This window comes from Pseudogemmobacter sp. TB195, from assembly GCF_058313095.1.
In genome coordinates, this window is the sequence record NZ_JBZEGG010000006.1 from 121,962 (window position 1) to 147,686 (window position 25,725).

30 protein-coding genes are annotated in these 25,725 nt (G+C 63.0%); 10 read left to right on the forward strand and 20 right to left on the reverse strand.

Translation table 11 applies throughout. The features are described from left to right. Positions 1 to 41 precede the first annotated feature (41 nt). A complete protein-coding gene (gene pnp / locus AC4FS3_RS08270; protein WP_283176164.1) occupies positions 42 to 2,180 on the forward strand; it encodes a polyribonucleotide nucleotidyltransferase in 2,139 nt (712 codons plus the stop codon). A 64-nt stretch (positions 2,181 to 2,244) separates the two neighbouring features. Here the strand turns inward: pnp and AC4FS3_RS08275 are convergent, their stop codons facing one another. The 9 genes from AC4FS3_RS08275 to rpsO all read right to left on the reverse strand — a co-directional run bounded on the left by AC4FS3_RS08275 (position 2,245) and on the right by rpsO (position 8,919). Beyond that, the gene (locus AC4FS3_RS08275; protein ID WP_198836550.1) at positions 2,245 to 2,898 is read right to left on the reverse strand and encodes a hypothetical protein; all 654 of its coding nucleotides are present in this window, start codon (positions 2,896 to 2,898) and stop codon (positions 2,245 to 2,247) included. A gap of 111 nt (positions 2,899 to 3,009) precedes the next feature. Beyond that, the gene (mnhG, locus tag AC4FS3_RS08280; protein WP_283176165.1) at positions 3,010 to 3,309 is read right to left on the reverse strand and encodes a monovalent cation/H(+) antiporter subunit G; all 300 of its coding nucleotides are present in this window, start codon (positions 3,307 to 3,309) and stop codon (positions 3,010 to 3,012) included. Further along, positions 3,302 to 3,598 carry an MrpF/PhaF family protein gene (locus AC4FS3_RS08285; protein ID WP_198836552.1) on the reverse strand — a complete coding sequence of 99 codons (297 nt, stop codon included), beginning with the start codon at positions 3,596 to 3,598 and terminating at the stop codon, positions 3,302 to 3,304. The genes mnhG and AC4FS3_RS08285 overlap by 8 nt, the downstream gene beginning before the upstream one ends. Further along, positions 3,595 to 3,957, reverse strand: a complete 363-nt coding sequence (locus AC4FS3_RS08290) for a Na+/H+ antiporter subunit E (protein WP_491020140.1) — start codon at positions 3,955 to 3,957, stop codon at positions 3,595 to 3,597. The genes AC4FS3_RS08285 and AC4FS3_RS08290 overlap by 4 nt, the downstream gene beginning before the upstream one ends. After that, positions 3,954 to 5,453 (reverse strand): Na+/H+ antiporter subunit D, encoded by a 1,500-nt coding sequence (locus tag AC4FS3_RS08295; RefSeq protein ID WP_491020141.1) that lies wholly within the window; start codon positions 5,451 to 5,453, stop codon positions 3,954 to 3,956. The genes AC4FS3_RS08290 and AC4FS3_RS08295 overlap by 4 nt, the downstream gene beginning before the upstream one ends. Continuing rightward, positions 5,450 to 5,818 carry a Na+/H+ antiporter subunit C gene (locus AC4FS3_RS08300; protein WP_491020142.1) on the reverse strand — a complete coding sequence of 123 codons (369 nt, stop codon included), beginning with the start codon at positions 5,816 to 5,818 and terminating at the stop codon, positions 5,450 to 5,452. The genes AC4FS3_RS08295 and AC4FS3_RS08300 overlap by 4 nt, the downstream gene beginning before the upstream one ends. After that, positions 5,818 to 6,231 carry an MnhB domain-containing protein gene (locus AC4FS3_RS08305; protein WP_491020143.1) on the reverse strand — a complete coding sequence of 138 codons (414 nt, stop codon included), beginning with the start codon at positions 6,229 to 6,231 and terminating at the stop codon, positions 5,818 to 5,820. Before AC4FS3_RS08305 ends, AC4FS3_RS08300 begins: the two co-directional genes overlap by 1 nt. Further along, a complete protein-coding gene (gene mbhE, locus AC4FS3_RS08310; protein WP_491020144.1) occupies positions 6,228 to 8,447 on the reverse strand; it encodes a hydrogen gas-evolving membrane-bound hydrogenase subunit E in 2,220 nt (739 codons plus the stop codon). Before mbhE ends, AC4FS3_RS08305 begins: the two co-directional genes overlap by 4 nt. A gap of 202 nt (positions 8,448 to 8,649) precedes the next feature. Continuing rightward, positions 8,650 to 8,919 carry a 30S ribosomal protein S15 gene (gene rpsO / locus AC4FS3_RS08315; protein ID WP_198836558.1) on the reverse strand — a complete coding sequence of 90 codons (270 nt, stop codon included), beginning with the start codon at positions 8,917 to 8,919 and terminating at the stop codon, positions 8,650 to 8,652. 378 nt (positions 8,920 to 9,297) lie between these two features. Between rpsO and AC4FS3_RS08320 the strand changes: the two genes are divergently transcribed. Continuing rightward, the gene (locus AC4FS3_RS08320; protein WP_491020145.1) at positions 9,298 to 10,623 is read left to right on the forward strand and encodes a calcium-binding protein; all 1,326 of its coding nucleotides are present in this window, start codon (positions 9,298 to 9,300) and stop codon (positions 10,621 to 10,623) included. Between the two features lie 114 nt (positions 10,624 to 10,737). Here the strand turns inward: AC4FS3_RS08320 and truB are convergent, their stop codons facing one another. From truB to rbfA, 3 genes are read right to left on the reverse strand one after another with little or no spacing between them, the layout of a single operon-like run. Next, the gene (gene truB, locus AC4FS3_RS08325) at positions 10,738 to 11,640 is read right to left on the reverse strand and encodes a tRNA pseudouridine(55) synthase TruB (protein ID WP_491020146.1); all 903 of its coding nucleotides are present in this window, start codon (positions 11,638 to 11,640) and stop codon (positions 10,738 to 10,740) included. Between the two features lie 3 nt (positions 11,641 to 11,643). Next, positions 11,644 to 12,390, reverse strand: a complete 747-nt coding sequence (locus AC4FS3_RS08330) for a phosphodiester glycosidase family protein (protein ID WP_491020147.1) — start codon at positions 12,388 to 12,390, stop codon at positions 11,644 to 11,646. Beyond that, positions 12,387 to 12,818 (reverse strand): 30S ribosome-binding factor RbfA, encoded by a 432-nt coding sequence (rbfA, locus tag AC4FS3_RS08335; protein ID WP_491020148.1) that lies wholly within the window; start codon positions 12,816 to 12,818, stop codon positions 12,387 to 12,389. The genes AC4FS3_RS08330 and rbfA overlap by 4 nt, the downstream gene beginning before the upstream one ends. A gap of 99 nt (positions 12,819 to 12,917) precedes the next feature. On the opposite strand from rbfA, the gene dapB reads away from it, so the two are divergent. Then, the gene (gene dapB / locus AC4FS3_RS08340; protein ID WP_491020149.1) at positions 12,918 to 13,727 is read left to right on the forward strand and encodes a 4-hydroxy-tetrahydrodipicolinate reductase; all 810 of its coding nucleotides are present in this window, start codon (positions 12,918 to 12,920) and stop codon (positions 13,725 to 13,727) included. A 127-nt stretch (positions 13,728 to 13,854) separates the two neighbouring features. Here dapB and AC4FS3_RS08345 read toward each other — a convergent pair whose 3' ends face one another. After that, the gene (locus AC4FS3_RS08345) at positions 13,855 to 14,043 is read right to left on the reverse strand and encodes a DUF1674 domain-containing protein (RefSeq protein ID WP_283176177.1); all 189 of its coding nucleotides are present in this window, start codon (positions 14,041 to 14,043) and stop codon (positions 13,855 to 13,857) included. Between the two features lie 67 nt (positions 14,044 to 14,110). Here AC4FS3_RS08345 and AC4FS3_RS08350 point away from each other — a divergent pair, with 67 nt between their 5' ends. Then, positions 14,111 to 15,343, forward strand: a complete 1,233-nt coding sequence (locus AC4FS3_RS08350; RefSeq protein ID WP_491020150.1) for an RsmB/NOP family class I SAM-dependent RNA methyltransferase — start codon at positions 14,111 to 14,113, stop codon at positions 15,341 to 15,343. Between the two features lie 74 nt (positions 15,344 to 15,417). Here the strand turns inward: AC4FS3_RS08350 and AC4FS3_RS08355 are convergent, their stop codons facing one another. The 4 genes from AC4FS3_RS08355 to AC4FS3_RS08370 form a co-directional block, all read right to left on the reverse strand. Beyond that, positions 15,418 to 15,621, reverse strand: a complete 204-nt coding sequence (locus AC4FS3_RS08355) for a Trm112 family protein (RefSeq protein ID WP_491020151.1) — start codon at positions 15,619 to 15,621, stop codon at positions 15,418 to 15,420. Beyond that, positions 15,618 to 16,259, reverse strand: a complete 642-nt coding sequence (locus AC4FS3_RS08360) for an LON peptidase substrate-binding domain-containing protein (protein ID WP_491020152.1) — start codon at positions 16,257 to 16,259, stop codon at positions 15,618 to 15,620. Before AC4FS3_RS08360 ends, AC4FS3_RS08355 begins: the two co-directional genes overlap by 4 nt. A gap of 1 nt (position 16,260) precedes the next feature. Beyond that, on the reverse strand, positions 16,261 to 17,178 hold the full coding sequence (locus tag AC4FS3_RS08365; protein ID WP_491020153.1) for a tetratricopeptide repeat protein: 918 nt from the start codon (positions 17,176 to 17,178) through the stop codon (positions 16,261 to 16,263). A 95-nt stretch (positions 17,179 to 17,273) separates the two neighbouring features. Beyond that, positions 17,274 to 17,855, reverse strand: a complete 582-nt coding sequence (locus AC4FS3_RS08370) for a DNA-3-methyladenine glycosylase I (RefSeq protein ID WP_491020154.1) — start codon at positions 17,853 to 17,855, stop codon at positions 17,274 to 17,276. A gap of 104 nt (positions 17,856 to 17,959) precedes the next feature. Here AC4FS3_RS08370 and AC4FS3_RS08375 point away from each other — a divergent pair, with 104 nt between their 5' ends. The 4 genes from AC4FS3_RS08375 to yddG all read left to right on the forward strand — a co-directional run bounded on the left by AC4FS3_RS08375 (position 17,960) and on the right by yddG (position 22,041). After that, on the forward strand, positions 17,960 to 18,817 hold the full coding sequence (locus tag AC4FS3_RS08375; protein ID WP_491020155.1) for an EAL domain-containing protein: 858 nt from the start codon (positions 17,960 to 17,962) through the stop codon (positions 18,815 to 18,817). A 133-nt stretch (positions 18,818 to 18,950) separates the two neighbouring features. Then, positions 18,951 to 20,126, forward strand: a complete 1,176-nt coding sequence (locus tag AC4FS3_RS08380) for an acetyl-CoA C-acetyltransferase (protein WP_491020156.1) — start codon at positions 18,951 to 18,953, stop codon at positions 20,124 to 20,126. 196 nt (positions 20,127 to 20,322) lie between these two features. Beyond that, positions 20,323 to 21,048: a beta-ketoacyl-ACP reductase gene (locus AC4FS3_RS08385; protein ID WP_092899490.1), complete on the forward strand. Its 726-nt coding sequence runs from the start codon at positions 20,323 to 20,325 to the stop codon at positions 21,046 to 21,048. A gap of 141 nt (positions 21,049 to 21,189) precedes the next feature. Next, positions 21,190 to 22,041, forward strand: coding sequence for an aromatic amino acid exporter YddG (gene yddG / locus AC4FS3_RS08390; protein ID WP_491020157.1), 852 nt, complete (start codon positions 21,190 to 21,192; stop codon positions 22,039 to 22,041). Positions 22,042 to 22,087: 46 nt separating this feature from the next. Here yddG and AC4FS3_RS08395 read toward each other — a convergent pair whose 3' ends face one another. The 3 genes from AC4FS3_RS08395 to AC4FS3_RS08405 form a co-directional block, all read right to left on the reverse strand. Further along, the gene (locus AC4FS3_RS08395; protein WP_491020158.1) at positions 22,088 to 22,258 is read right to left on the reverse strand and encodes a YdcH family protein; all 171 of its coding nucleotides are present in this window, start codon (positions 22,256 to 22,258) and stop codon (positions 22,088 to 22,090) included. 108 nt (positions 22,259 to 22,366) lie between these two features. Continuing rightward, the gene (locus tag AC4FS3_RS08400; RefSeq protein ID WP_491020159.1) at positions 22,367 to 23,137 is read right to left on the reverse strand and encodes a tRNA1(Val) (adenine(37)-N6)-methyltransferase; all 771 of its coding nucleotides are present in this window, start codon (positions 23,135 to 23,137) and stop codon (positions 22,367 to 22,369) included. After that, positions 23,134 to 23,349, reverse strand: coding sequence for a putative signal transducing protein (locus tag AC4FS3_RS08405; protein ID WP_491020160.1), 216 nt, complete (start codon positions 23,347 to 23,349; stop codon positions 23,134 to 23,136). Before AC4FS3_RS08405 ends, AC4FS3_RS08400 begins: the two co-directional genes overlap by 4 nt. Positions 23,350 to 23,430: 81 nt before the next feature. Between AC4FS3_RS08405 and AC4FS3_RS08410 the strand changes: the two genes are divergently transcribed. After that, entirely contained in the window at positions 23,431 to 24,450 is a 1,020-nt protein-coding gene (locus tag AC4FS3_RS08410; RefSeq protein ID WP_283176187.1) for a polyprenyl synthetase family protein, read from the forward strand. 77 nt (positions 24,451 to 24,527) lie between these two features. Next, positions 24,528 to 25,616 (forward strand): helix-turn-helix transcriptional regulator, encoded by a 1,089-nt coding sequence (locus tag AC4FS3_RS08415; protein ID WP_491020161.1) that lies wholly within the window; start codon positions 24,528 to 24,530, stop codon positions 25,614 to 25,616. Positions 25,617 to 25,725 lie beyond the last annotated feature (109 nt).

Here is a 25,725-nt window from a genome sequence, read left to right on the forward strand (position 1 = left end):
GGAGACCGGCAGGGGCCGGAGCGCTCCCAAGAGGAAAATGCATGTTCAAAATTTCGAAAAAATCTATCCAGTGGGGCGATGAGACGCTGACCCTGGAAACCGGCAAGGTTGCGCGCCAGGCCGATGGTTCGGTCATCGCGACGCTGGGCGAAACCCAGGTCATGGCCAATGTGACCTTCGCCAAGACGGCCAAGGAAGGCCAGGATTTCTTCCCGCTGACCGTTCACTACCAGGAAAAGTATTACGCCGCCGGCAAAGTTCCTGGCGGCTTTTTCAAGCGTGAGGCACGCCCGTCGGAAAAAGAGACGCTGACCTCGCGTCTGATCGACCGCCCCTGCCGCCCGCTCTTCGTCGAAGGCTTCAAAAACGAAGTCCTCGTCATGGCGACCGTGCTGTCCTGCGACCTCGTAAATGACCCCGATGTGGTCGCGATGATCGCCGTTTCGGCCGCACTGACCATCTCGGGCGTGCCGTTCATGGGCCCGATCGGGGCAGCCCGCGTTGGCTTCACCAATGGCCAGTATGTTCTGAACCCGGCCATGGACGACATGACCCAGCTGAAGAACAACCCGGACCAGCGTCTGGACCTCGTCATCGCCGGCACCAAAGACGCCGTTATGATGGTGGAATCAGAGGCTTACGAGCTGACCGAAGAGGAAATGCTCGGCGCCGTCAAATTCGGCCATGCCGCGATGCAGCCGGTGATCGACCTGATCATCGACCTCGCCGAAGAAGCCGCCAACGAGCCCTTCGACTTCCAGGCTCCGGATTATTCCGAGCTTTACACCCGTGTGGCCGCCGCTGGCGAAACCCAGATGCGCGCGGCTTTCGCGATCCGTGACAAGCAGGACCGCACCAATGCGATCTCGGCTGCGGTGAAAGCGATCAAGGCTTCGCTGTCGGAAGAAGATCTTGCCGACAAGAATCTCGGCTCGGCGATCAAAAAGCTGGAATCGGGCATTCTGCGCGGTGACATCATCAATGGTGGCGCCCGGATCGACGGCCGCGACAACAAAACCGTCCGCCCGATCTTCTGCGAAAACGGCATCCTGCCGCGCGCGCATGGCTCGGCACTGTTCACCCGCGGTGAAACCCAGGGTCTCGTGGTCACCACGCTCGGGACCGGCGAAGACGAGCAGATCATCGACGCGCTGAACGGCAATTACCGTTCGAACTTCCTGCTGCATTACAACTTCCCGCCCTATTCGGTCGGCGAAGTTGGCCGCGTGGGTTCGCCCGGCCGTCGTGAGATCGGCCATGGCAAGCTGGCATGGCGCGCGCTGCAGGCGGTTCTGCCGGCTGCGACCGATTTCCCCTACACGATCCGCGTCGTGTCCGAGATCACCGAATCGAACGGCTCTTCGTCGATGGCTTCGGTCTGCGGCGGTTCGCTGTCGATGATGGATGCGGGTGTGCCGCTGAAATCGCCGGTTGCCGGCGTCGCCATGGGTCTGATCCTGGAAGACGATGGCCGCTGGGCGGTTCTGACCGACATCCTCGGTGATGAAGATCACCTTGGCGACATGGATTTCAAGGTTGCAGGCACCGCCAACGGCATCACCACGATGCAGATGGACATCAAAGTCGCAGGCATCACGCCCGAGATCATGGAGCAGGCTCTGGCCCAGGCCAAAGACGGCCGTCTCCATATCCTTGGCGAGATGAATGCCGCGCTGTCCGCGCCGCAGGGCTTCTCGGCCTATGCGCCCAAGATCGAAACCATGTCGATCCCGACCGATAAGATCCGGGAAGTGATCGGTTCGGGCGGCAAGGTGATCCGCGAGATCGTCGAAGTCTCGGGCGCGAAAGTCGACATCAATGATGATGGCATGATCAAGATCGCCTCCAACGACGCCAATGCCATCAAGAAGGCCTATGACATGATCTGGTCGATCGTGGCAGAGCCGGAAGACGGCAAGATCTACACCGGCAAGGTCGTCAAACTGGTCGATTTCGGCGCGTTTGTGAACTTCTTCGGCAAGCGGGACGGTCTGGTCCACGTGTCGCAGATCGCGAACAAGCGTCTGAACCACCCGAATGAGATCCTGAAAGAAGGTCAGGAAGTTAAGGTGAAACTCCTTGGCTTTGATGATCGCGGCAAGGTCCGTCTCGGCATGAAGATGGTTGACCAGGAAACCGGCCTGGAAATCACCGAGAAGAAAGAAGAAGCCGAGGGCTGACCCCCCCGCTTCAGAATTAAGAAAGGCCCCGGAGCGATCCGGGGCCTTTTCTCTTTCTCTCAGGTCATTTCTGTTCGACTTTGGGGATGCCCCCCTCGAACTGCATCAGCATCCCGAGGTTCTTGTTGAAGCCCCAGCGGCGATATTTCAGCTCGCCATTGACGAAGTAAAGCTCGGCCACGGGATATTGTTTGCGCACGCCGCTGCCGGTATCCCAGATCTCGACCACGGCGCCCTTCTTGCGCGCGGGCCCCAGTTGCAGCTGAAAGAAATCCCGGTCGGCGGTTTCGGCCACAGCGGCCAGCACAGCCAGCACTTCATAATAATCGGTGAGACGTTCGGCTTTGAACTGGCAGACGCCCTCCAGCCCGACAATGCCAAGCGCTGCCGCCCCCGCCGCCATGCCAAGCGCCGAGGAGGTCAGCACGGTGCCCCCTGCCCCAAGCGCGGCTTCTGCCCCGCCAAGGGCTTTGGCGGCATTGGCGCCGGCCACGACAGCCCCCACGGCGGAAAAGCCGGTGCTGCTGTCGACCAGGGTCAGGAAATCCGGCGCAGTGGGGTCAAAACGTCCGACGACGGCTGCATCTGCCGCCGCTGCCGCGAGTTTCGGGGCGCGCAGCGCGATCATCTCGCTGAGGCGATAGTTACAGACATCGGCCGCTGCGGCACCGGCGCCGAGGGCCAGAACCAGAAAGGCACTGGAAAGGATACGGGACATTTTGTCTCTCGCGGGTGACGGATGGGCTGCTCTTGGATCAAGCATAAGCCATGCCGCGCCAAAGCGCAAAAGCGGGCGCTGCTGGCCGGGATCACAATCCGTCCAGCGCGATCAGCGCCGCCCGCGCGGCAGCCCCCCGCTGCGCCAGGCGCTGGCGCGACCGATCAGATGTGCGGCGATGGGGGCGGTGACAAAAAGAAACAGGATCGCCACCAGCGCCTTCACCACCGCCCCGGTGGTGCCAAAACCAATCGCCGCCGCCAGGAGCGCGAGGCTGCCGGCGAATGCCCCGACCTTTGACGCCGCATGCATCCGCGTCAATACATCGGGAAAGCGCAGGACGCCAAGCGCCGCAATCACCGCAAACACCCCTGCCGCAAGCGCCAGAACCCCTGTGATCACCTCAGTCATCGGTCCCCTCCCGCCGCGCCAGCCGCTCGGCATAGCGCGCCAGCGCTACCACCGGCACGAAACTCACAAGCGCCACCGCCACCGCGATATCGAGATAGGCCCCGATCCCGGCCTTCAGCGCAAACAGCGCGCAAAAGCCGATCACCGCCGCCGACATCATATCAAGCGCCACCACCCGGTCGCCAAGCGTCGGCCCTTTCCACAACCGCAGCAGCCCCAGAAACACCGCCAGCGCCATCAGCGCCATGGCCCCGGTCAGGCTCAGGTCCAGAAACGCAGCAGAACTCATCTGAACACCCCCCTGACGCGGCGCGCCATACCATCCTGCAACTCCTGAACCAGGGCCTCAGGGTCGCTGCCATGCAGGCAATGGATCATGAGGCAACTGCGGTCCCCGGCGACATCCAGCGTCAGTGTGCCAGGCGTCAGGGTGATCAGGCTTGAGAGCAGGAAGATCTCGGCATCCGATATATCCGCGCGCAGCGGCAACTGAACAATCGCGGGAGACAGGGTCAGGCGCGGCCGGATACAGTCAAGCGCGACCTGGAGGCAGGATTTCACCAGCTCTTTCAGGAACCAGGGCACAAGGCTGGCGCCGGCAACGATGCGGGGAAGAATATGGCGGCCAGTACGGGGGTCAAGGCTCATGGGCGCGCTCCCAGCACGGTCCGGATATAGGCCTCAGGCTCCAGAAGCTGCTGCGCGGCGGTGGTGGCAAAAGTCACGAAGGGCTCAGGCATCACGCCGATCAGCACCGTCATCGCCGCCAGCACCGCCATCGGAGTCAGCATCAGCACGCGCGCGCGGGGCGAAAGCTGCGCCAGCACCGGCTCATATCCGCCCGGATGCGGCTTCCAGAAGGCGCCGGCCCAGATCTTGGTCATCGAGTAAATGGTCAGAAGCCCCACCATAAGCGCGATCCCCGCCACCAGCCAGGCGCCTTCCTCCAGCGCGGCCCGGACCAGCAGATATTTCGCCCAGAAGCCCGAAAGCGGCGGAAAGCCCGCAAGCGAAAAGGCCGGGATCAGGAAGAGGACCGCGAGGAAGGGCGCCGCCCGGTAAAGCCCGCCGATCTGCGCCAGATCAGACGCGCCGGTCAGGCGGCGCGAGACCCCGGCCACAAGGAAGAGGTTCGCCTTCACGATAATATGGTGCAGCAGGTAAAACACCGCCCCCACCAGCGCGAGCGGCGTCATCAGCGCAAGGCCCAGCACCATATAGCCAATCTGGCTGACGATGTGGAAGGAAAGGATCTTGCGGAAATCGCTCTGGGCCGCCGCGCCAAGCACGCCGGTTACCATGGTCAGGCAGGCGCACCACAGAAGGATCTCATGCGTCCAGCCCTGATCCCCGGTGAAAATCAGCGTGAAGACCCGGATCAGCGCATAGACACCAACCTTGGTCAGAAGCCCGGCAAAAAGGGCGGATACCGCATAATGTGGCGTGTGATACGAGGCTGGCAGCCAGAAGAACAACGGGAAGACTGCCGCTTTCATTCCGAAGGCCAGCATGAACAGCATGGCGATCACCGTCATCAGCCCCTGATCGGGATGTGCCGCCACCCTGCCATGCAGATCGGCCATGTTCAGCGTGCCGGTCGCGCCATAGGTTAGCCCGGCGGCGCAGAGAAACAGCGCCGTAGCGATCAGGTTCAGCGTCACATATTTCACTGCACCGTCCGTCGCGCTGCGGCTGCCTCCGATCGCCAGCAGGCCAAAGGACGAGATCAGCAGCACCTCGAACCAGACATAAAGGTTGAAAAGATCGCCGGTCAGAAAGGCGCCGGTCACACCGCCCAGCAGCGTCTGGAACAGGGTGAACCAGCCGAGCCGCGCCGAGGTCGGGCCGATTTCCGACATCGCCCAGAGGGCGGTCGCCAGCCCGATGATCGCCGTGATCAGCACCATCGCCGCCGAGAGATAATCCGCCACCAGCGTGATCCCGAAGGGCGCAGGCCAGCCGCTCACCTGACCCGCGATCACGCCATGGTCGATCACCGTGACCAGAAGCCAGATCGCGAGCCCCAGCGAGACCAGCGCCGTCAGGACCGAGATCCAGCCCGCGCCCTTTCGATTGCGCAGGAACAGGCAGGCCCCGGCCCCGATGAACGGCGTCAGGATCGGAAGTGCGAGGATCCAGCTCATGCTTCCCTCCGCGGCTCTTCCGGTTCAGCCATGCGCATCCGGTCAACCTCAAGATGGCCAAAGCTGCGATAGGCACGGATCGTCAGCGCCAGGGCGAAGGCGAAGAGACCGAAGCCAATCACGATGGCGGTCAGCAACAGCGCCTGTGGCAGCGCATTGGCCATCTCGCCGACAGGCCGCGCGCCGCCGGGTTCCAGCAGGGGCGGGCGGCCCTCGGTCAGACGTCCGGCGGCAAAAATCGCCAGATTGACCGCATTCGAAAGCAGCATCAGCCCGAAGAGAAAGCGCAGCAGATTGCCCGAAAGCATCAGCCAGAGCCCGGCGGTGACCAGCGCTCCGGCCAGTATCGCAAGGATGGTTTCCATCAGCCGCCCGCCTTTCCGCTGTCTTCCAGCGCGAAGATCAGCGCGAGGACGCCGCCGATCACGGCCAGGAATACGCCGATGTCAAACAGCAGTACCGTGGACAGCGGCAGGACCGGAAGATCGAGCCAGATCCCCTGGAAAGGCGCCCCCCCGCTCAGCCCCGCCGCAAGCCCCGCGATCAGGGCGCAAACCAGCCCGATGCCGCCCAGGCTGCGCGGATCGATCCGCAGTATCCGGCGCGCGGCCTCCGGCCCATCGGCGAAGATCACAATTGCAAAACCAAGCGCCGCGATCAGGCCGGCGATAAAGCCGCCGCCCGGCGCATTATGGCCGCGCAGAAGGATGTAAAGCGCAAAGCCCAGGAAAAGCGGCAACAAAAGCCGCGCGCCGGTGGCAAGGATCGGGGATCTCATCCGCGCGCCCTCCCGATGCGGCGCTTCAGCAGCGCCCAGGCGCCAATGGCGGCCAGAAGAACCACGGTGAGCTCGCCAAAAGTGTCAAAGGCCCGGAAATCCACAAGGATCACATTCACGATGTTCAGACCATGCGCGAGGCTGTAACTGTTTTCCTCGAAGTAATCGGCAAGCTGCCGGTCCGGCGGATGCGCGGTGATCGCCAGTAGGATCAGCGTAACCGACAGACCCATAATGCCCGCGATCCCCCAATGCAGCGCGCGACGGCGGGGGCTGCGGCGCTCGGTGATTCCGGGCAGGCGCAACAGCGCGATGCCGAACAGGACGGCAGAGAGGCACTCGACCATCAGCTGCGTCACCGCCACATCCGGCGCGCCGAAGATCAGGAAGATCAGCGCGACGCCGATCCCGACCGTGCCGATCCCGGCGATATTGGCGATGCGCGAATGCGGCGTCAGCGACAGCGCCGCGCCGCCAAGCATGAAACCCGCGATCACCCAAAGCGGCAGCGGCGCGGTGAGTTCCACCGCCAGCAGCGGACGCTTTGCCGCCAGCGTGGCAAGGATCACGAGGCCAGCCGTCAGAAAGCTCAGCGTGAGGTAGTGGCTCAGCCTGCCGGACTGGATCACCCGGGTCAGGAACGTGGCGAAACCGGCGAGGCCCGCAAGCAACCGGTCCCAGCAGCGGTCCGCAAAGGAAAGACCGGTCCCGCGCGCCAGAAGACGCGGCGCGGCCAGGAACAGCACCCCCCCCAGCCCGAACGTCGCAAGGCTGAGCGCCAGCGGCAGGTTGACCCCGGCCCAGAGATGCAGCTCTGCCGCCGGGGCCTCGCGAAATCCCATGACCGCCGCGTCCAGCAACGGCTGCAACAGGCCCGGCATCAGCCCGAAGACGAGACCCGCCCCCCCCAGCACGACCGGCCCGGCCAGCATCTGCCAGCCTGCCTCATGCGGCTCTCGCGACAAGGGCCCGGGCGGCGCCCCCCAGAAAGGTCGCAGCGCCACCCCGCCCGCCACCGCAAAGATCAGCGCATTCGAGGCCAGCAGCGGCAGCACCAGCCAGGGCGTGACCCCGGCATAAAGCAGCTCTTTCCCGATCCAGCCAAGGAAGGGCGGCAGGCCTGCCATCGAGACCGCAGCCAGAAGCGCCGAAACCGCGGTCAGCGGCATTGCCCGCCGCAAACCGCGCAAGGCTGTCACATCGCGGCTGCCGGTGCCATGATCCACCGCGCCCACCACCATGAACAGCGCCGCCTTGTAAAGCGCATGCACGATCAGGAAGGTCAGCGCCGCCGTCAGGGCCACACCCGACCCCTGCGCCAGAAAGAGCACCAGCACACCCAGAGCCATCAGCGTCGTCCAGGCCAAGGCCTGTTTCAGATCGCGCTGGCGGATCGCGATGACCGAGGCAAAAAGCGCCGTCGCGCCGCCGGCCAGGGTCAGTGTGATCTCCCATGCCCCGGTGCCAGAGAGCGCCGGATGCAGCCGCGCCAGCAGATAGACCCCTGCCTTCACCATGGTCGCGGAATGGAGATAGGCCGAAACCGGGGTCGGTGCCGCCATGGCATTCGGGAGCCAGAAATGAAACGGGATCTGCGCAGATTTGGTGAATGCCCCCAAAAGCACCAGCGTCAGGATCGCGCCATAAAGCGGGCTGGCCTGCAATCCCCCGCCTTGCAGGATCACCGCGAGATCATAGCTCCCCGCAGCAAAGCCGATCAGGATGAACCCGGCCAGGAGCGCAAGCCCGCCACCTGCCGTGACCAGCATCGCCTGGAGCGCATTGCGGCGCGCCTTCGGATCGTCATGACTGAAGCCGATCAGCAGGTAAGAGGTGAGCGAGGTCAGCTCCCAGAACACGAATAACGTGATCAGGTCGCGCGCCAGCACCAGCCCCAGCATCGAAAGCATGAAGAGAAACAGGAAGAGCACAAAGCGCCCGAATTGCGGATGGTTGCCCATATAGCCGGTGGCATAGAGGAAGATCAGCCCGCCGATCCCGGTGATCAGCGCGGCAAAGATCAGTGCCAGCGGGTCAAGCATGAAAGACAGCCCGATCCCGAGCGAGGGCACCCAGGCCAGATCGAACAGGACCGCGCCGGTTGTGAGGACCGCTCCTGCCAGGGCAAAGAGCACCGCAAACAGCGCGAAAGCGACAGTTGCTGCCAGATAGCCCGCCGCCCGGGACAGGGAGAAACCGCTTTTGTCTTGCGCCATGGCCTCCCCCTCCGGTTACCGCCTCCGGTCACTCAGTCGATACAGGCGGGCACCCGAAGAGAGAAATAGAAATCTGCGGCCGTCATTATAGTTTTAAGCTATAAGAGAGGGGCGGTATCAAAGAAAAATGCCCGCACCTTTCGGCACGGGCATTCTTGTGACACAGACACGACCCGGTGAAACCGGGCGCTGCGGCAAAACCTCAGCGACGCAGGCCGAGGCGCGCGATCAGCGAGCTGTAACGCGCTTCGTCTTTGGCTTTCAGATAGTCCAGCAGCTTGCGGCGCTGCGCGACGAGCATAAGCAGACCACGACGCGAGTGGTTGTCTTTCTTATGCGTTTTGAAATGCTCGGTCAGGGTCGCGATGCGCGAGGACAGGATGGAAACCTGCACTTCGGGCGAACCGGTATCACCAGCTTTGGTCGCGTATTCCTTGATCAGGCGGGCTTTTTCTTCGACGGTGATCGACATCGGATGCTCCTTTCGGTGTTGCGAGAGACGGCACAAGCCGGGATGTCGTCCAGCAGGGCCCTTACACCCCGGCAGGGAAAACCGCTGCAGGGGATGCGAGCCTATACGGGGATTCGGCGCAAAAGGAAAGCCCCTGGCGCTGTCGGCGGCAAGGCGTATCGGATCGGGTCTGGGCCTGTCCCGCACCGGCCGACCCCGCCCGGTCAGAGCGAATCCGGAAACGGATCGCGTCGGATTTTTCACAATTTAACCAAAACATCTTCTATGAGGATACCCCCCTGCGTGGTATGAATTAGTCAGGAAGTTTTCATATGCATCAGATGGTTAACGTGAAAAATGGTTAACGCCCCCATGGGGTCAGCCATGTGAGGTGAGACAATGCTGGGCCTATTGGGATTGTTGGGGGCGGTGTTTGCCGGTGCTTTGATTGAGGGCATTTCTGCCCGCAGCACGGACGAAGAGGATGAGTCCGAAAACCAGGACAGCCAGGGCGATCCTCAGACCGGTCACGGCAATCTGCTGGATGATCCTGACGGTGCCACTCAGACCGACCCCTTCCACGGCCTGAACCCTTTCCGCGCGGGTGGCACCCATGGCGGCGGCTGGACAGGAGGCATCACGCCTTCGGGCAGCGGCAGCGAAAGCGGTACTCAATTCGGTTACACGCCCGGGTCTGGCCTGAACGGCAGCGCAACGGGCAGCCTGACAGACGACCCCACAGATGGCGGCTCCGATGAAACCGACACCGGCTTTGAAGATGGCCATGTCCCAGAGGATGGCCCCCCTGTCGCTGATCCCCCGATCGTTGAACCCTTGCCGGATAATACGGGTGGCACCGACGTCGACACGGGCACGGGCACGGGCAATCCCGACGGTTCCGGAACCGGGCCAGGCCTGGTCTCGCCGCAGCCTGTGCCGGTCACCGGCACGACCGGAGACGATCTGCTGGACGGCAGCGACAGCGATGATCTGATCCGGGGCGAAGATGGCAATGATCAGATCAATGCCCGCGATGGCGATGACACGGTCTATGGCGGCAATGGCAATGACATCGTCAATGCCGGAGCCGGCAATGATCTCGTCCTTGGCGGTGCCGGCAACGACGAATTGCATGGTGATGCGGGCGATGACACGCTCGACGGCGGCGATGGCGGTGACCAGCTGATGGGGCATGAAGGCGACGACCTGCTCCAGGGCGGCGCCGGCAATGACACGCTGCTGGGCGGTGAGGGCGATGACAGCCTTTATGGCGAAGAGGGCGATGACTGGCTCTGGGGCGGCGAGGGCGACGATCAGATGGTCGGCGGTGCGGGTTCGGATACGCTGGATGGCGGCGCCGGGAATGATACGCTCTGGGGCGCCTTTCCCGAGGGGGACGATAGCGAAGTCGACTTCCTCAATGGTGGTGACGGCGATGACGTGATCCATCTCGGCGCGGGGGATTATGGCCATGGCGGCGCGGGATCTGACAGCTTCGTCCTGACGCAATGGCTGGGTGAAGGCGGCTTCGCGACCATCACCGATTACGACCCGCAGGATGATGAGATCGTGCTGGTCTATGACCCCGCCGCCCATGTCTCGCCCGCAGTCTCGGTGACGCAAAGCGCGACCGGCGGCTCATCCCTGATCAGCATCGACGGCTTTGTCGTGGCCGAGGTGAATGGCCAGATCGACCCGTCCGAAATCAGGCTGCTCGCTGCCTGATCCGGCACGGCGCTGCAGGAACCAGAGAAGGCAGAGGCGAAAAATCAAAGGGCGGCCAGATCGGCCGCCCTGTTTCAGTGTCGCAGCCGTACCGCGAAAATCAGAGCCCGCGCGTCAAAGATTGAACACGCGCGACGGGTGCAGCTCACCGCCCATATAGCGGCCAAGCGCCAGCGCCTTGCCGTCAAAACTCGCCCAGGCCTCATCGCCATAGTCGATATGGCCCAGCACCTGCCCCGGATTGCCGTTCTTCAGCCGCACCGCCCCTTCCGCCGTCGCCTTCAGCTCTGGCAGATCCGCCAGCGCGAGTTCGAGCGGCGCCAGCAAAGCGTCGATCCCGTCTTGCCGCGCCAGCTCCTCGATCTGCGCCATCGTGACCCCTTCAGCCGCCTCGAACGGGCCCGACCATTCGCGCCTGAGCCAGGCCACGTGCCCCAGACAGCCAAGCGCCCGGCCAAGATCGCGCGCAATGGCGCGCACATAGCCGCCCTTGCCACAGACCATTTCCAGGTCTGCGTGATCGGCATCGGGTCGCCCCAGCAGCATAAGGCTGTCGACCCAAAGCGGCCGCGCCGCGAGATCCATCTCGATCCCCTCGCGGGCAAGGTCATAGGCGCGCTCTCCATCGACCTTGACCGCGGAAACCTGTGGCGGCACCTGCAGGATCTCGCCACGAAACGCGGCCAGCGCCGCCTCGATTTCATCATCCGCAGGCCGCAGGGGCGAGGTCGCGATCACCGCGCCACTTGCGTCATCGGTCGAGGTCGCGGCCCCGAACACCACCCGGAACCGGTAGCATTTCAGCGCATCCGCCACCACCGGCACGCATTTGGTGGCCTCGCCCAGAGCAACCGCCAGCACCCCCGTCGCATCCGGATCCAGCGTGCCCGCATGGCCCGCCTTTTGCGCCTGAAACGCCCATTTCACCTTGTTCACCACATCGGTCGAGCCAATGCCCGCAGGCTTGTCGACAATCACCCAGCCGGAAACCGGGCGACCTTTGCGCGTTTTCGCCATTGATTAGTCCTGTGCCTGACCCGAATCGACGACGGTGCCGACAATCGGCCCCATCGCGAAACCGCCGTCATGGCGCCCCAGCTCGGGCGCGTAAAGCCGCGAAATATTGCCGTCGAAATAAAGCGCATCCGTCAGCCCGAGATGGTCACGGAAAAACCGCGCGAACTGGTGGAAATTGACCGCGCGGTCGCTCATCACGAACACCGCCTTCGTCCCCGCCGCATCGACGCCGACGCCATTGCGGATATAGGTCGAATCGCTGTTTTCCAGAAAGCGGGGATGCAGTTCACCCTTGATCACCAGCATCGGCCCGGATTGCGTCGCATATCGGCAATTGCCCCGCAGGGGCTCGAACTCACGGCTGTCGCTGATATTGAAACTGCCATCCGCCCAGCAAAACACCCCATTTGGCAGCAGGCCGAAATTCCCCGGCCCCTCGGCGGTGACGATGGCGTGTTTCTCTTCGCCGCCCTCGATATAAAGCCCGACGGGCGAGCGGTCGCGGTGATACATACCGGCATTCATCGCGAAACCAAGCGTCTTGCCCTCGGCCGCCAAAGCCTGGTCCACCGCGCGGAACGAGCCGAGCTTGCCCCTGGGGCCATCGAGAAACAGCCGCAGATCATCCGCAGCCGTCACTTCGCAAAGGCTGAAGGGCACGCCCTCGAAGATATCCTGCCGACAGGCCGAGGCCGATGCGGCACCCGCCCCCGATATCAGCACCACCAGGGCTGCGAGGAGGCGGATCACGCCTCGTCCTCCCCGGCCCCTTCCTCATCTTTGCTCTCGATATCGCGCTGCACCCTCGGATCCGCGAAGAGCCGCCGCGTCTCGTCAAGCCGGTCATAGGTCTCGTCCGGGCGGAACCGCAGATCCGGCGCGTATTTCAGCGTCAGCCCGGCCGCGACCCGGTGGCGCAACTCGCCCCGGTGCTTTGCCAGCAGCTTCACCGCCTCATCAACCGGCGCCGTACCCAGAAGCGGCATGACATAAACCGTCGCCACCTTGAGATCGGTCGAAAGCGAGACCTCGCCGACGGTGATCGGCATAGCATTCAGCTCCGGGTCGTGGATCTCGCCCCGGTTCAGAACATCGGAAAGGGTACGTCGGATCAGTTCGCCAACCCGCAGCTGACGCTGGGACGGCCCCTGACCGGAGGATGTGCGTTTTGTGGCCATGCCCCGCATTTAAGCCCTTTCCGTCCGCCCCGCAACGGGCAGGGTTTCAACCGCGCGCGGTCGGCGTTAAACCACAGCAGGAAAGCGCTGGAGGAAGTCATGAGCGATCTGCCGGGTATTGTCGTCACGGGTATGTCGGGCCGCATGGGGCAGATGCTGGTGAAAACCATCCAGGCCAGCGGCAAGGCGCGTCTTGTCGCCGGGGTAGAACGCGAAGGCAGTCTCTGGATCGGCCGCGATCTTGGCGAGTGCATGGGCGGCCAGCCGAATGGCATCATCGTGACCGATGACCCGGTCGAGGCCTTCGCCAAAGCCCAGGGCGTGATCGACTTTACCTCGCCCGCAGCCACAGTGGAATTTGCCGGCCTCGCCGCCCAGGCCCGCGCGGTGCATGTCATCGGCACCACAGGCCTCAGCGATGCGGATATTGCGAAACTCGGCGCGGCGGCGCGCCATGCGGTGATCATCCGCGCCGGCAATATGAGCCTTGGCGTCAATCTTCTGACCGGGCTTGCGCGCAAGGTTGCAGCGGCGCTGGATGAAGACTGGGATATCGAAGTGGTCGAAGCGCATCACCGCCACAAGGTCGACGCGCCGTCCGGCACGGCGCTGATGCTGGGCGAGGCCGCCGCAGAAGGCCGAGGCAAAAGCCTGGCTGAGCTGCGCACCCCTGCCCGCGAAGGCATCACCGGCGCCCGCAGCCGTGGCACGATCGGTTTTTCAGCGATCCGGGGCGGCGATGTCGTCGGCGAACATGATGTGATCTTTGCCGCCGATGGCGAACGCATCGTGCTGCGCCACCTTGCCACAGACCGCTCGATCTTCGCCCGGGGCGCATTGCGCGCCGTCCTCTGGGGGCAGGGCAAAAAGCCTGGCCATTATGACATGGCGGATGTGCTGGGTCTTTGATCCAGCCTCTCTTTTAAATGCGGCCTGCCAGCTTCCTCCTGAGCTGAAACTCCGTCGCAGGGCGCTCCCGCATCCAGCCGCCAGCGCTCTGCCGATCAGATGTGAACGGGGTCAGAAGTGAATCGGGTCAGAAATCGACCGCGAGCCCCTTCTTCTCCCAATCCCCATAGCGCACGGGCTCCAGCCCGTCGCGCCCGCCATATTCTTTTGGCACCGCCTGATCGCCCAAAGCCTTGCGCCGCGCCTCGGCTTCGGCAAGCGCCCGCAGCGCCTCGGGCGGCAGATCGCGATGTTCTTCCGGTTGGCAATCGGTCATGGCAGCGGTTCCTCTCCGGTCCTTGTCTGTGATACAGCGCCGGACGGCAGGTGCAAAGGGGCGCAGAATGGCTGAAGGTATAGCGGCACGGGCAGCGGCAGTGGCCGCGCTGAATGCGGTGCTGGGCGAGGGGAAAATGCTCGCCGAGCTCGCCGAACCGGATCTCGCGCCGCAGGACCGCGCCCGTGCGGGTCGCCTGACCGAAGAAGTGCTGCGCCGGCTGGACCCTGCCGACCGCATCCTCGCGCCAAAGCTGCGTAAATCGCCGCCGCTCGGCCTGATGAATATTCTCCGGCTCGGGCTGGTGGAAATGGCCCTGGGCGCGGCCCCCTATGGCGTGGTGAATGCCTGCGTCGCCATCGCGCAGCAGGACCGCAAAACCCGGCATATGTCCGGCCTCGTCAATGCCGTGCTGCGCGGGATCGACCCGGCCGCCCTCGCAGAGCAGCCGGTGCAAAAACTGCCGCGCTGGCTGCGCCAGCCGCTGGTTCAGAAATGGGGCCGTGACGCGGTCCATCAGATGGAAACCGTATTCGCTGCCCCACCGCCGCTTGATCTGACGCTGCGCCCGGAAGGCCCGCATCCCGAGGGCGAGATCATGCCGACCGGCAGTCTGCGCCTTTCCGATCCTGGCCGGATCAGCGCCCTTCCCGGCTATGCCGAAGGCGGCTGGTGGGTGCAGGATATGGCCGCCGCAATACCGGCGCGGCTCTTGCAGGCGCAGGCCGGAGAGCGGGTGCTCGATCTCTGCGCAGCGCCTGGCGGCAAGACGATGCAACTGGCGGCCACCGGCGCCGAGGTCACGGCGCTTGATATTTCCCCGGCGCGGCTGCGGCGGGTTGAGGAAAACCTGGCCCGCACCGGCCTGCAGGCGCAGCTTATCGCCGCCGACGCCCTGCATTGGGAGCCGGATACCCTCTTTGACGCGATCCTGCTGGATGCTCCCTGTTCGGCCAGCGGCACCATCCGCCGCCACCCCGACCTGCCTTTCGTCAAGGACGGCAGCGAAATCAGGGGCCTGGCTGAACTGCAATCGCAGCTGATCGACCGGGCGCTGTCCTGGCTGAAGCCTGGCGGCAGGCTGGTATTCGCCACCTGTTCGCTCCTGCCGGAAGAGGGTGAGCACCAGCTTGATGCCGCCCTCGCCCGGCATCCCGGGCTGAAAACCACCCGCCTTGAGCTCGATGGCATCAGTTCAGACTGGTGGACAGAAAGTGGCGGGCTGCGGCTGCGCCCGGATTACCTCGCGTCGCAGGGCGGTATGGACGGGTTTTTCATGATGCGCCTCCATCGCCCCTGAGGGCCGCAAATTTCTTAAGTAAGAAATTTGGCCGGAATTTTCAGAAAAATTCCGCGCCCGCCGCTGGCAGGCGGTCAATCCAGCTCACGGGCTTCCGATACCAGCATAACCGGAACGCCGCCCCGCACCGGGAAGGCAAGTTTCGCTGATTTCGAAACCAATTCCTGCTTCTCAGTGTCCCAGATCAGCGCCCCATGCGTGACCGGGCAGATCAGGGCCTCGAGCATCCGCCGGTCGAAAGCGGCCGGTTTCTGGTCATCGTTGCCGGTCTCGCTCATTGCAGCACCTCATCGCCATTGCCGCCCCTGAGGGCGAATTCCACCAAAGTCACCAATGTCTCGCGCCGTGTCGTAAGATCCGGGGTTTCCAGCAGCGCCTGGCGGTCTTCGGGCGACAGCGGCACCAGCATGGAGAGGGAGTTGATGAGAATCTCATCCGGAGCTGCCTCCAGCCCCTTCCAGTCAGCGGTCAGATCGCGGCCCGCCAGATAACGCGAGATCAGCGAGAACAGCGCCGGCCGGTCGAGGCCTGTATCCTCTTCGGGCCCGCCCAGATCACGCTCAAACGGCGACCAGTCCACGTTGAAACGGCGATAGGGGGTAAAGCCCTCGACCTCGCCGCCCATCCGGAACCGCGTGAGACCCGCCAGCGTGACCATATAGCGGCGGTCATCGGTCTCACCGAGTTGCACCAGACGACCGGCGCAGCCGATGGTCGAGAGCCGGTCCTCGCCCAGCGGACAGACCATACCGATCAGCCGGTGCGGATGTTTCAGGCAATCGTCGATCATCGCGAGATAGCGCGGCTCGAAAATGTGCAAAGGCAGCCGCGCCCGGGGCAAGAGCAATGCACCGGGCAACGGGAAGACCGGGATCGTCCCCGGCAGATCCGCCAGCGAAGGCCGCAGCGGAAACATCTCAGACGAAGATCATCGAAGAGAGCCGCCGCCGCCCTTTCAGCACAATCGGGTCCTGCGGCTTCAGCGCGTCGAAAATGGTGAAGAGCTGCGCGCGCGCGGAGCCGTCATTCCATTCACGGTCGCGCCGGAACAATTCCAGCAACTGGTCCACCGCCTCATCGACCTTGCCACTGGCATTGAGCGCCACGGCAAGATCAAACCGCGCCTGGTGATTGGCCGGGTCAGCGTCAACGGCGGCCTGCAACTCGGCCTCGGGGCCGGCATTGGCAGCCTGCCGCGCCAGTTCCAGCTGCGCGCGGGCAGCCTCGACTTCCTGCGTGCCGGCAATTGCGGCCGGAACGGTCTGCAAAAGCGCCTCTGCGGCGTCAAAATCGCCGGCGCCGATATGGCTGCGGGCGAGGCCACCAAAGGCCGCCGCATTCTCGGGTTCTTCGCCAAGGATGGCTGCGAATGTCTCGACCGCATCGGCATAGTCGCCATTTGTCAGCATCTCTTCGGCGGCGGCAAGCGCATCGCCGAGGCCCCCGTCGTCACCGCCAAGCGCCACCAGTTTCTCGACGAATTTCTTGATTTCCGAGCCGGGAAGCGCGCCCTGGAAGCCGTCAACCGGCTGGCCCTGCCAGAAGGCATAGACCGTCGGAATCGACTGCACGCGCAGCTGACCGGCGACCATCTGGTTCTGATCGACATCGATCTTGACCAGCCGCACCTTGCCTTTCGCCGCCGTGACCGCAGCCTCCAGCGCCGGCCCGAGCTGTTTGCAGGGTCCGCACCAGGTCGCCCAGAAATCAACGATCACCGGCACATCGCGCGAGGCGTCGATCACATCGGCCATGAATGTCGCATCAGAACCGTCTTTGATCAGATCGCCAGGCTGGCTGGCGGCGGGCTTTTGTGTCTCATCAAGACCGAACATGCTGTCCTCACTTTCGCGGCTTTGCCCCTATATGCGCGCTGATGTCGCAGTCGCCAAGGGGGGGCGCGTCCGCTCCTGCCTGATCGCTCCCCCGATCAGGCGAGCGCAGCACATTCCCCATGTTGCGGGCAACTGGTCAGATGGTCATTCACCATCCCCGCCGCCTGCATGAAGGCATAGGTGATTGCCGCACCGCAGAAATTGAAACCCCGTTTTTTCAGGGCCTTGGACATGGCGGTGCTTTCAGGCGTCGAGGCCACGGCCTGCGCCATCGTGCCGAGCCGGTTCTGCAACACCCCGCCGCCGGTGAAAGACCAGAGCCAGGGTGAGAACCCCTCGGCCGCCTCGATCTCGAGAAAGGCGCGGGCCGAGCGGATCGTGCTCTCGATCTTGCCGCGATGGCGCACGATACCGGGGTCCAGAAGCAGACGCTCCACCTCATCCGCGCCCCAGGAGGCGATGGTTTCCGGCTGAAAGCCCTGAAAGGCTGCGCGGAAATTTTCGCGTTTTTTCAATATCGTGTACCAGGAGAGGCCGGCCTGGAAGCCTTCGAGGATCAACATTTCCCACAGGGCGCGCGGGTCGCGTTCAGGGCGCCCCCATTCCTCATCGTGATAGGCGACATAAAGCGGGTCTGTGCCGCACCAGGGACAACGTTGCATGGAATCGGCAGTCATATCGGCCTCGCGGAATAGGCAAAATTTGAAACAAACGCAGAACGTTCAGCCTCGGTTTACCCATCTTCGCGCAAAGTGTCACCCGAACAATAAGGACAGCGGGGATGAGCTTCGAACAAGCGCGGCGCAAGAAGTTCGATCTCGACGGCAAGGAGGCCTCTCCTTTTGCCATGGCGGTTTCCTCGGCAGAGCGCGCGGTGCTGCACATGGTGCGCGAGGCGTTGCAGCACAAGCGGATGCGGCTGGCCTTCCAGCCCGCCGTCTATGCCACCGCCCCTGATATTATCGGTTTTTATGAAGGCTATATCCGGCTGCTGGATGAAAAGCAGATGACGATTCCGGCGCGCGACTTCATGTCGGTCGCCGAAACCCGCGAGCTTGGGCGCGAAATCGACGTGGCGGCGCTGCGGCTGGGGCTGATGACGCTGCGGCGCAATCCCGGGGTGCGAATCGCTGTGAATATGTCGGCGAGATCGGTGGGCTATAAGCCCTGGACGCAGCTTTTGCGCCGCGTTCTTGGGGAATATCCTGGCATCGGCAAAGGGCTGATCCTTGAGATCAACGAGGCCTCGGCGATGCAGATGCCGGACGTGCTGATCCCCTTCATGGACGAGTTGCGGGGCTACGGCATCACCTTCACCCTGGATGACTTCGGCGACAGCGTCACCTCGCTGAGCCTGCTTTATGAATTCGGTTTTGACATCGCCAAGCTCGATGGCCGCTTTATCCGCGATTGTCACAGGGATCCGGAAAACCAGCCGATCGTGCGCGCAGCCATCGCCATGGCGCAGGAATTTGGCATGTTCCTCGTGGCCGAAGCGGTCGAAAGCAACGAAGAAGCGAACTGGCTGCGGGAACAGGGCGTCGGCTGTCTGCAGGGCTATCTGTTCGGCAGGCCGGAACTCGATCCCGATTTCAGCCAGTATCTCCGCGCCAGGCAAGCGGCAACACCCGCAGGCTGAGGCCAAAAACTGTCGCGCAATATTCTTGCGTATTTCTTCTGATTGTGTCCCTCTTCGCCAAAGAAGACCCTGCGGGCCGCTCGATCCCCTCGCGGATCTCTGCCCGACGTTACTGCCTGAGGAGAGGCTTCAGATGACCAATATCGTAATCGTTTCGGCCGCACGGACCGCCGTGGGCTCGTTCAATGGGGCTTTCGCCAATACACCGGCGCATGAACTGGGAGCGAGTGTGATCGAGGCCGTTATCGCCCGGGCCGGGATCGACAAGTCCGAAATCGACGAGACCATTCTGGGCCAGGTGCTCACCGCAGGTCAGGGCCAGAACCCGGCCCGTCAGGCCCATATCCTCGCCGGCCTTCCCAAGGAAAGCCCGGCCTGGTCGATCAACCAGGTCTGCGGTTCGGGTCTGCGCACGGTCGCGCTTGGCGCCCAGCAGATCCAGACCGGCGCGGCCGGGATCGTCATCGCCGGCGGTCAGGAAAGCATGAGCCTCTCGCCCCATGTCGCGCATCTGCGCGCCGGCACCAAGATGGGCGACATGAAGATGATCGACTCGATGATCAAAGACGGCCTCTGGGATGCGTTCAACAATTATCACATGGGCCAGACCGCCGAGAATGTAGCCGCTCAATGGCAGATCTCGCGCGAGCAGCAGGATGAATTCGCCGTCGCCAGCCAGAACAAAGCCGAAGCGGCGCAGAAAGCCGGCAAGTTCAAAGATGAGATCGCGCCCTTCACGGTGAAGACCCGTAAAGGCGATATCCTGGTCGACAGCGATGAATATATCCGCCACGGCGCCACGATCGAGGCGATGCAAAAGCTGAAACCCGCCTTCACCAAAGACGGAACCGTGACCGCCGCCAATGCGTCGGGCCTCAATGACGGCGCGGCCGCCGTATTGCTGATGACCGAAGAGGAAGCCGCGAAACGCGGGCTGAAAGTGCTCGCGCGGATTGCCTCTCATGCGACGGCTGGTCTTGATCCGTCGATCATGGGTGTAGGCCCGATCTATGCCTCGCGCAAAGCGCTGGACAAGGCGGGCTGGAAGGCCGCAGACCTTGACCTCGTTGAGGCGAATGAAGCCTTTGCCGCTCAGGCCTGCGCGGTGAACAAGGACATGGGCTGGGATCCGGCAAAGGTGAACGTCAATGGCGGCGCGATTGCGATCGGTCACCCGATCGGCGCTTCGGGCGCGCGAATCCTCAATACGCTTATCTTCGAAATGAACCGGACGGGTGCGAAGAAGGGCCTCGCTACACTTTGCATCGGCGGCGGCATGGGTGTCGCGATGTGCCTTGAGCGCGAGTGACATCAAAAATTTGTAATATAAACCTAAATTCAGGGGCACCGGCGCGATCCGGTGCCCTTTTCCATAGCCGGGCCACGTTACAAACATACGGCCATGATGAAACTTTGCTGCGCACGCAAAATATTTTTTGAAACAATGTTGCGCGCATGATGAACTGCCGCTAACTTCCTGGGAACAGCTTTTCTGAGGAGGAATCATGTCCAGAGTTGCACTCGTCACCGGCGGTTCTCGCGGCATCGGCGCGGCTATTTCAATCGCGCTGAAAGCGGCCGGCTATAAGGTTGCGGCAAATTATGCCGGCAATGACGATGCGGCCAGGGCCTTTACTGCGGAAACCGGCATTCCGGCCTATAAATGGTCAGTTGCAGATTATGATGCCTGCGTTGAAGGCATCAAAAAGGTCGAGGCCGATCTGGGACCGGTAGATGTGCTGGTGAACAATGCCGGCATCACCCGCGATGCCATGTTCCACAAAATGACCCCCGGCCAGTGGAAAGAAGTCATCGACACCAATCTGACCGGCCTGTTTAATATGACCCACCCGCTCTGGTCGGGTATGCGGGATCGCAAATTCGGCCGCGTGATCAATATTTCTTCGATCAACGGGCAAAAAGGTCAGGCAGGCCAGGCGAATTACTCGGCGGCGAAATCGGGAGATCTCGGCTTTACCAAATCGCTGGCCCAGGAGGGCGCGCGGGCCGGCATCACGGTAAATGCGATCTGCCCCGGCTATATTGGCACCGAGATGGTGCGTGCCATCGACGAGAAAGTCCTCGCCGAACGCATCATCCCGCAAATCCCGGTCGGCCGCCTCGGCGAGCCGGAAGAGATCGCGCGCTGCGTGGCCTTCCTTGCCTCGGATGATGCCGGGTTCATCACCGGATCGACCATCTCTGCAAACGGCGGCCAGTTCGTCGTCTGATGGATCCCGTCGCGCTTCATGAAAGGCCCGCCCCGGCGGGTCTTTCTCTTTCTGCGGTACCAGATTACAAGGGCGCCGGAGTTTTCAAAGAAAACTCCGGGCCGTTTCCTTACTTAAGGAAACGGGGGCGGGAGAGCTGAAATGTCGCAAAGCAAGGCTACGGCCATCGGATTTAGCGCAATCCTGATGTGGGCCTTGCTGGCCCTTCTGACCATCGGATCAGATCCCGTGCCGCCCTTCCTGCTCAACGCGATTTGTTTCGCCATTGGCGGAAGCATCGGGCTGGTCTGGACGGCGCGAAACGGGTTCCATCTGTTAAAGACCATCTCGTGGAAAGTCTATGCATTTGGAACAATTGGTCTTTTCGGATATCACTTTCTTTACTTCACAGCCTTTCGCGTGTCACCCACCGCAGAAACCGGGCTGATCGCCTATCTCTGGCCGCTGTTCATCGTCCTTTTTTCCGGACTTTTGCCAGGCGAAAAACTGCGCCTGCCGCAGCTGCTCGGGGCAGCTGTCGCCTTTGCCGGCGCTGCGCTGATCATCCTTGGCGGTGGCAAAGAAAGCGGTTTCAGCACGACCGGCATGATCCTGGCTTTTGGCTGCGCACTCACCTGGTCGGTCTATTCCGTCATCTCGCGCCGTCTGGGCACTGTGCCGACAGAAAGCGTCACCATCTTCTGTCTCGCCTCCGCCGCCTTGTCGCTGGTTGCTCATCTTGCGCTGGAGGAGACACTCTGGCCCACCGGCACTGCCGGCTGGCTCTCGGTGCTGCTGCTGGGGGTTGGGCCGGTGGGCGCGGCGTTCTTCACCTGGGATATCGGCATGAAAAGAGGCGACATCCAGCTTCTGGGTGTCGCCTCTTATGCTGCCCCTTTGCTGTCAACGCTTGCCCTGATCATCGCAGGCAAAGCCGAAGCCAGCTGGGCCATCCTTGCGGCAGCGATCCTGATCACCAGTGGTGCGCTGATCGCCTCCCGCAAGGCGTCCTGATCCACACAGACACGGGCTTTTCCGGCCGGGGCTCAGGAGAATTCACTCAGTGGGAGGCGCTGAGGCGGCCAATTTCCTCTTTCAGCCGGAGCTTCTGGCGCTTCCATTCTGCGATCTGGATTGCATCGGTCGCGGGGCTGCGTTGCCCTTTCTCGACCTTATCAGAGAGCACCTCGTGCTTCTTGCGAAGTTCTGCCAGATGCGAAGAAATGGTCATTTCGTCCTCCTGTATGGTTCGCGTAAGGAGGATTGCAGCACGGAACGCGAGTCGTGTCATCTCTCTTTCATTTGATCGCAACAAATATTGCCGGTAATTCTCTATTAATCAGCCAAAACGCGCCGGCAGGCCTGCGCCGTCACGCAAAATTGCATTTGCTTCCGCAGTATAGCTTTCGCGGTCGCCGTCATGCGCCAGGCCCTCATGGATCACCAGCGGCGGCAACAGGCGAAAGGCAGCGCGGCCCCCTTTCTTTGCCCGCAAAATCACCCGGAGCGCTTCGCGCCCCTCACGCGCCGCCAGTGGCAGGATCGAGGCCGAGCCGAGCTTTGGCGCCAGCGCCGCCATGAGCGCGGGCACCGAATCCGCGCCTGCGATCAGCGTCAGCCATCCGCCGGGCGCCAGGCGCCGCGTGGCCGCCGCCACCCAGTCCGATACCGGCAGGACCACCTGCATCGCTTTGGCCCTTATATCCACCGGCGAGGCGCTGCCCCCGGCCGGATACCAGGGCGGATTTGCGACCACATGGTCGAAATCATGACGCAGGGCCAGGGGCATCCGGCTCAGATCGCCCTCATGCACCTCCATCGCGATGCCATTGCGTTCCGCATTCCGGCGGGCAAGGGCGGCGTAAAGCGGCTGCACCTCCAGCCCCGCGAGCCGCAGATCCGGCACCCTCGCGGCGAGGCACAGCGACACCGCCCCCGCGCCGCAACCCAGATCCAGCACCTGCTGGCCCGGCTTCGCGCCACAGGCCGCCGCAAGCAGCACGGCATCCGTCGCCGCCCTGTAACCTCTGAGCGGCTGCCAGAGCCTGAGCCTGCCGCACAGAAACTTGTCATCCGACAAATCCCAGTCGGCAAACTGCTCCGTGCTCATGGCGAAACCTCCAGGCCGTTATCCGTCACGATCGCCCGCGCCATGAAGAGGTCGCGGTCTGCAACCATCAGGCGGCGCGGCAAAATTCCGAGTGAACCATCAAGTACACTCATGTGGACGTCCAGGTCGAAGGCTGTTATTCCCTCGCCCTCAAGAAGGGCCGTCGCATAGGCGATCACCGTCGGGTCGGTCGTGCGCAAAAGCTCTTTCATAGGTTTTGGGTAGCCGCACCGCGCCGTCAGGGCAAGAGGCGCCTGCCCGCCAGGAGTTGACCTGAGTGTTTGGGGATGAAGATGGACGGCAGTGACAACGCGCATCGCGGTCCGCAGGACCGGCTGGCGGAGGCTCTGGCCCCGGATATGGCCGCCGTCAATGCGATCATCCGCGCGCGGATGGCCAGTGAACATGCGCCCCGCATCCCCGAAGTCACCGCCCATCTGATCGAAGCTGGCGGCAAACGGATCCGACCGATGCTGGTGCTCGCCGCGGCGCATATCTGCGGCTATCCGGCCAGAAATCCCGGCGGCGAAGACCACCAGAAGCTCGCCGCCACGGTTGAGTTCATCCATACCGCCACGCTTTTGCATGATGATGTCGTCGATGAGAGCGCGCAGCGCCGCGGCCGGCCGACCGCCAATCTTTTATGGGACAACAAGTCCTCGGTGCTGGTCGGCGATTATCTGTTCGCCCGCGCCTTCCAGCTGATGGTCGAACCGGGCAGCCTGCGCGTGCTTGATATTCTCGCCAATGCCTCGGCGACGATTGCCGAAGGCGAGGTGCTGCAACTCACCGCCGCCCGGGATCTGGCCACCACAGAGGACACCTATATCCGGGTGGTGCGCGGCAAGACGGCAGCACTGTTTTCAGCAGCCACGGAATCCGGTGCCGAGATTGCCGGGGCGACGCCTGATCAGGTCCGGGCGCTCTATACTTATGGCGACGCGCTTGGCATCGCCTTCCAGATTGCCGATGACCTTCTGGATTACGGTGGCACCTCGGCTGTGATCGGCAAGAACACCGGCGATGATTTCCGCGAACGCAAACTGACCCTGCCGCTGATCAAGGCGGTCGCCAAAGCCGATGCGGAAGAACAGGCTTTCTGGATCCGCGTCATCGCCAAAGGCGATCAGCGTGACGGCGATCTGGAGATCGCGCTTTCGCTGATGGAGCGCCATGGCGCGCTGGCTGCCGCCCGCGTCGATGCCCTCGCCTGGGCCGCGACCGCGCGCGCCGCGCTGGCACCGCTCCCCGATCATCCGCTCAAGGCGATCCTGGGCGATCTTGCGGATTTCGTGGTTTCGCGCATCGCGTAACCGCGGTCAGCGCCCGCACTGCTGACTTTCTTTCCGCAAAAGCCTGTGCTTTCCTTGCGGGAAGGAAGGGGTGTTGCTTGCCTGATCTTCATGCCGACCTGACCGAGGCGCTTTATTCAATTCTGCTTGGGGAAGCGGACTGGTCGCGGTTTCTGAGTCTGCTGGCATCAGATCGCATTAATGGCGGCGCTCTGTTCCTGCTGCAAAAGGACCATATGAGTGGCGGTGTCGGACGGCTGGAACTGACCTCAGGCATCGGTGCAAAGCAGATCTCGGATTACGCCGCATATTACTGCCAGCTCAACCCCTGGCTGCCCGATCACATCCTGCGTCTCTCCAATGATGTGATCGTCGATCACGAGGTCACCTCGCGCGACGCGCTGAAGCGGACCGAGTTTTACAGCGATTTCCTGCGCCCCGCCGGATTTATCGGCTCGGCCGGCGTGACTCTCGGGCGCCGGGGCGGCGAACATATGCTGCTGACCACGATTTTCGGCGACAGCGATCCTGAAATCGCCACGATGATGGGCCATCGGCTTGAGGCCCTGAGGCCGCATCTTCAGCGGGTGATGCGCCATTTCGCCAATCTCGGCAGAGAGGCCATGCCGGGCAATTTTGCCGCCGAGGCGCTTGGCGTGCTCGGCACCGGGCTTTGCGTGATCGGTGATGATCTGAAACCGACATCGATTTCGCCGGCGGCTGAAGTGGCGGCGCGGCGCGCGGATCTCTTTACCCTGACCCCGACTGGCCGCATTCACCTTGCAGATGAGGCGGCGCGTCAGTTTCTGGTGCAGATCCTGGCACGGGGCTATGACGGGCCCACAGCGCATGTCTGGCATCAGAATGGCTGCCGGCTGACCCTGTTCCGTGCCGCCCGCGAGCCGATATCCGAATTTCTGTGTGGTCCGGCCGCCGGATTGATCATCGAAGAGGGGCAGGTGAGGTCCGAACCGCTGCGCATTGCGCATTTCCAGCAGCGTTATGCGCTGAGTGCGGCCGAAACACGGGTGCTGACGGGGATCACGCAGGGGCTCTCGATCCGGGCAATCGCCGACGCCCATAGCCGCTCGGTCGAAACAATCCGCAGCCAGGTGAAGAGCCTGCTTCACAAGACGGGATCCGAAAGCCAGCTGGCCCTGATGCGACGACTGAGCGGGCGGGGCTGAACATCGTCCCTGATCCACGTCTGAACGCAGGGTTAGTGCCGGTCCGGTATCAGGGCCGAAATCCGGGGGAGGTCGCGTTCTGACGGCGCCTCCCCCGGCAAAAACGAAT

What these genes read in the sequence shown, in the direction of transcription:
- AC4FS3_RS08385 (WP_092899490.1), top strand. Translation starts at nt 20,323, where the DNA reads ATGTCCAGAGTTGCACTCGTCACCGGCGGTTCTCGCGGCATCGGCGCG.
- AC4FS3_RS08375 (WP_491020155.1), top strand. Translation starts at nt 17,960, where the DNA reads ATGAGCTTCGAACAAGCGCGGCGCAAGAAGTTCGATCTCGACGGCAAG.
- AC4FS3_RS08305 (WP_491020143.1), bottom strand. Translation starts at nt 6,231, where the DNA reads ATGAGATCCCCGATCCTTGCCACCGGCGCGCGGCTTTTGTTGCCGCTT.
- AC4FS3_RS08380 (WP_491020156.1), top strand. Translation starts at nt 18,951, where the DNA reads ATGACCAATATCGTAATCGTTTCGGCCGCACGGACCGCCGTGGGCTCG.
- AC4FS3_RS08395 (WP_491020158.1), bottom strand. Translation starts at nt 22,258, where the DNA reads ATGACCATTTCTTCGCATCTGGCAGAACTTCGCAAGAAGCACGAGGTG.
- AC4FS3_RS08370 (WP_491020154.1), bottom strand. Translation starts at nt 17,855, where the DNA reads ATGACTGCCGATTCCATGCAACGTTGTCCCTGGTGCGGCACAGACCCG.
- AC4FS3_RS08275 (WP_198836550.1), bottom strand. Translation starts at nt 2,898, where the DNA reads ATGTCCCGTATCCTTTCCAGTGCCTTTCTGGTTCTGGCCCTCGGCGCC.
- dapB (WP_491020149.1), top strand. Translation starts at nt 12,918, where the DNA reads ATGAGCGATCTGCCGGGTATTGTCGTCACGGGTATGTCGGGCCGCATG.
- mnhG (WP_283176165.1), bottom strand. Translation starts at nt 3,309, where the DNA reads ATGACTGAGGTGATCACAGGGGTTCTGGCGCTTGCGGCAGGGGTGTTT.
- rbfA (WP_491020148.1), bottom strand. Translation starts at nt 12,818, where the DNA reads ATGGCCACAAAACGCACATCCTCCGGTCAGGGGCCGTCCCAGCGTCAG.
- AC4FS3_RS08285 (WP_198836552.1), bottom strand. Translation starts at nt 3,598, where the DNA reads ATGAGTTCTGCTGCGTTTCTGGACCTGAGCCTGACCGGGGCCATGGCG.
- AC4FS3_RS08300 (WP_491020142.1), bottom strand. Translation starts at nt 5,818, where the DNA reads ATGGAAACCATCCTTGCGATACTGGCCGGAGCGCTGGTCACCGCCGGG.
- AC4FS3_RS08320 (WP_491020145.1), top strand. Translation starts at nt 9,298, where the DNA reads ATGCTGGGCCTATTGGGATTGTTGGGGGCGGTGTTTGCCGGTGCTTTG.
- mbhE (WP_491020144.1), bottom strand. Translation starts at nt 8,447, where the DNA reads ATGGCGCAAGACAAAAGCGGTTTCTCCCTGTCCCGGGCGGCGGGCTAT.
- rpsO (WP_198836558.1), bottom strand. Translation starts at nt 8,919, where the DNA reads ATGTCGATCACCGTCGAAGAAAAAGCCCGCCTGATCAAGGAATACGCG.
- yddG (WP_491020157.1), top strand. Translation starts at nt 21,190, where the DNA reads ATGTCGCAAAGCAAGGCTACGGCCATCGGATTTAGCGCAATCCTGATG.
- pnp (WP_283176164.1), top strand. Translation starts at nt 42, where the DNA reads ATGTTCAAAATTTCGAAAAAATCTATCCAGTGGGGCGATGAGACGCTG.
- AC4FS3_RS08290 (WP_491020140.1), bottom strand. Translation starts at nt 3,957, where the DNA reads ATGAGCCTTGACCCCCGTACTGGCCGCCATATTCTTCCCCGCATCGTT.
- AC4FS3_RS08345 (WP_283176177.1), bottom strand. Translation starts at nt 14,043, where the DNA reads ATGACCGATTGCCAACCGGAAGAACATCGCGATCTGCCGCCCGAGGCG.
- truB (WP_491020146.1), bottom strand. Translation starts at nt 11,640, where the DNA reads ATGGCGAAAACGCGCAAAGGTCGCCCGGTTTCCGGCTGGGTGATTGTC.
- AC4FS3_RS08365 (WP_491020153.1), bottom strand. Translation starts at nt 17,178, where the DNA reads ATGTTCGGTCTTGATGAGACACAAAAGCCCGCCGCCAGCCAGCCTGGC.
- AC4FS3_RS08410 (WP_283176187.1), top strand. Translation starts at nt 23,431, where the DNA reads ATGGACGGCAGTGACAACGCGCATCGCGGTCCGCAGGACCGGCTGGCG.
- AC4FS3_RS08355 (WP_491020151.1), bottom strand. Translation starts at nt 15,621, where the DNA reads ATGAGCGAGACCGGCAACGATGACCAGAAACCGGCCGCTTTCGACCGG.
- AC4FS3_RS08295 (WP_491020141.1), bottom strand. Translation starts at nt 5,453, where the DNA reads ATGAGCTGGATCCTCGCACTTCCGATCCTGACGCCGTTCATCGGGGCC.
- AC4FS3_RS08350 (WP_491020150.1), top strand. Translation starts at nt 14,111, where the DNA reads ATGGCTGAAGGTATAGCGGCACGGGCAGCGGCAGTGGCCGCGCTGAAT.
- AC4FS3_RS08405 (WP_491020160.1), bottom strand. Translation starts at nt 23,349, where the DNA reads ATGAAAGAGCTTTTGCGCACGACCGACCCGACGGTGATCGCCTATGCG.
- AC4FS3_RS08360 (WP_491020152.1), bottom strand. Translation starts at nt 16,259, where the DNA reads ATGTTTCCGCTGCGGCCTTCGCTGGCGGATCTGCCGGGGACGATCCCG.
- AC4FS3_RS08400 (WP_491020159.1), bottom strand. Translation starts at nt 23,137, where the DNA reads ATGAGCACGGAGCAGTTTGCCGACTGGGATTTGTCGGATGACAAGTTT.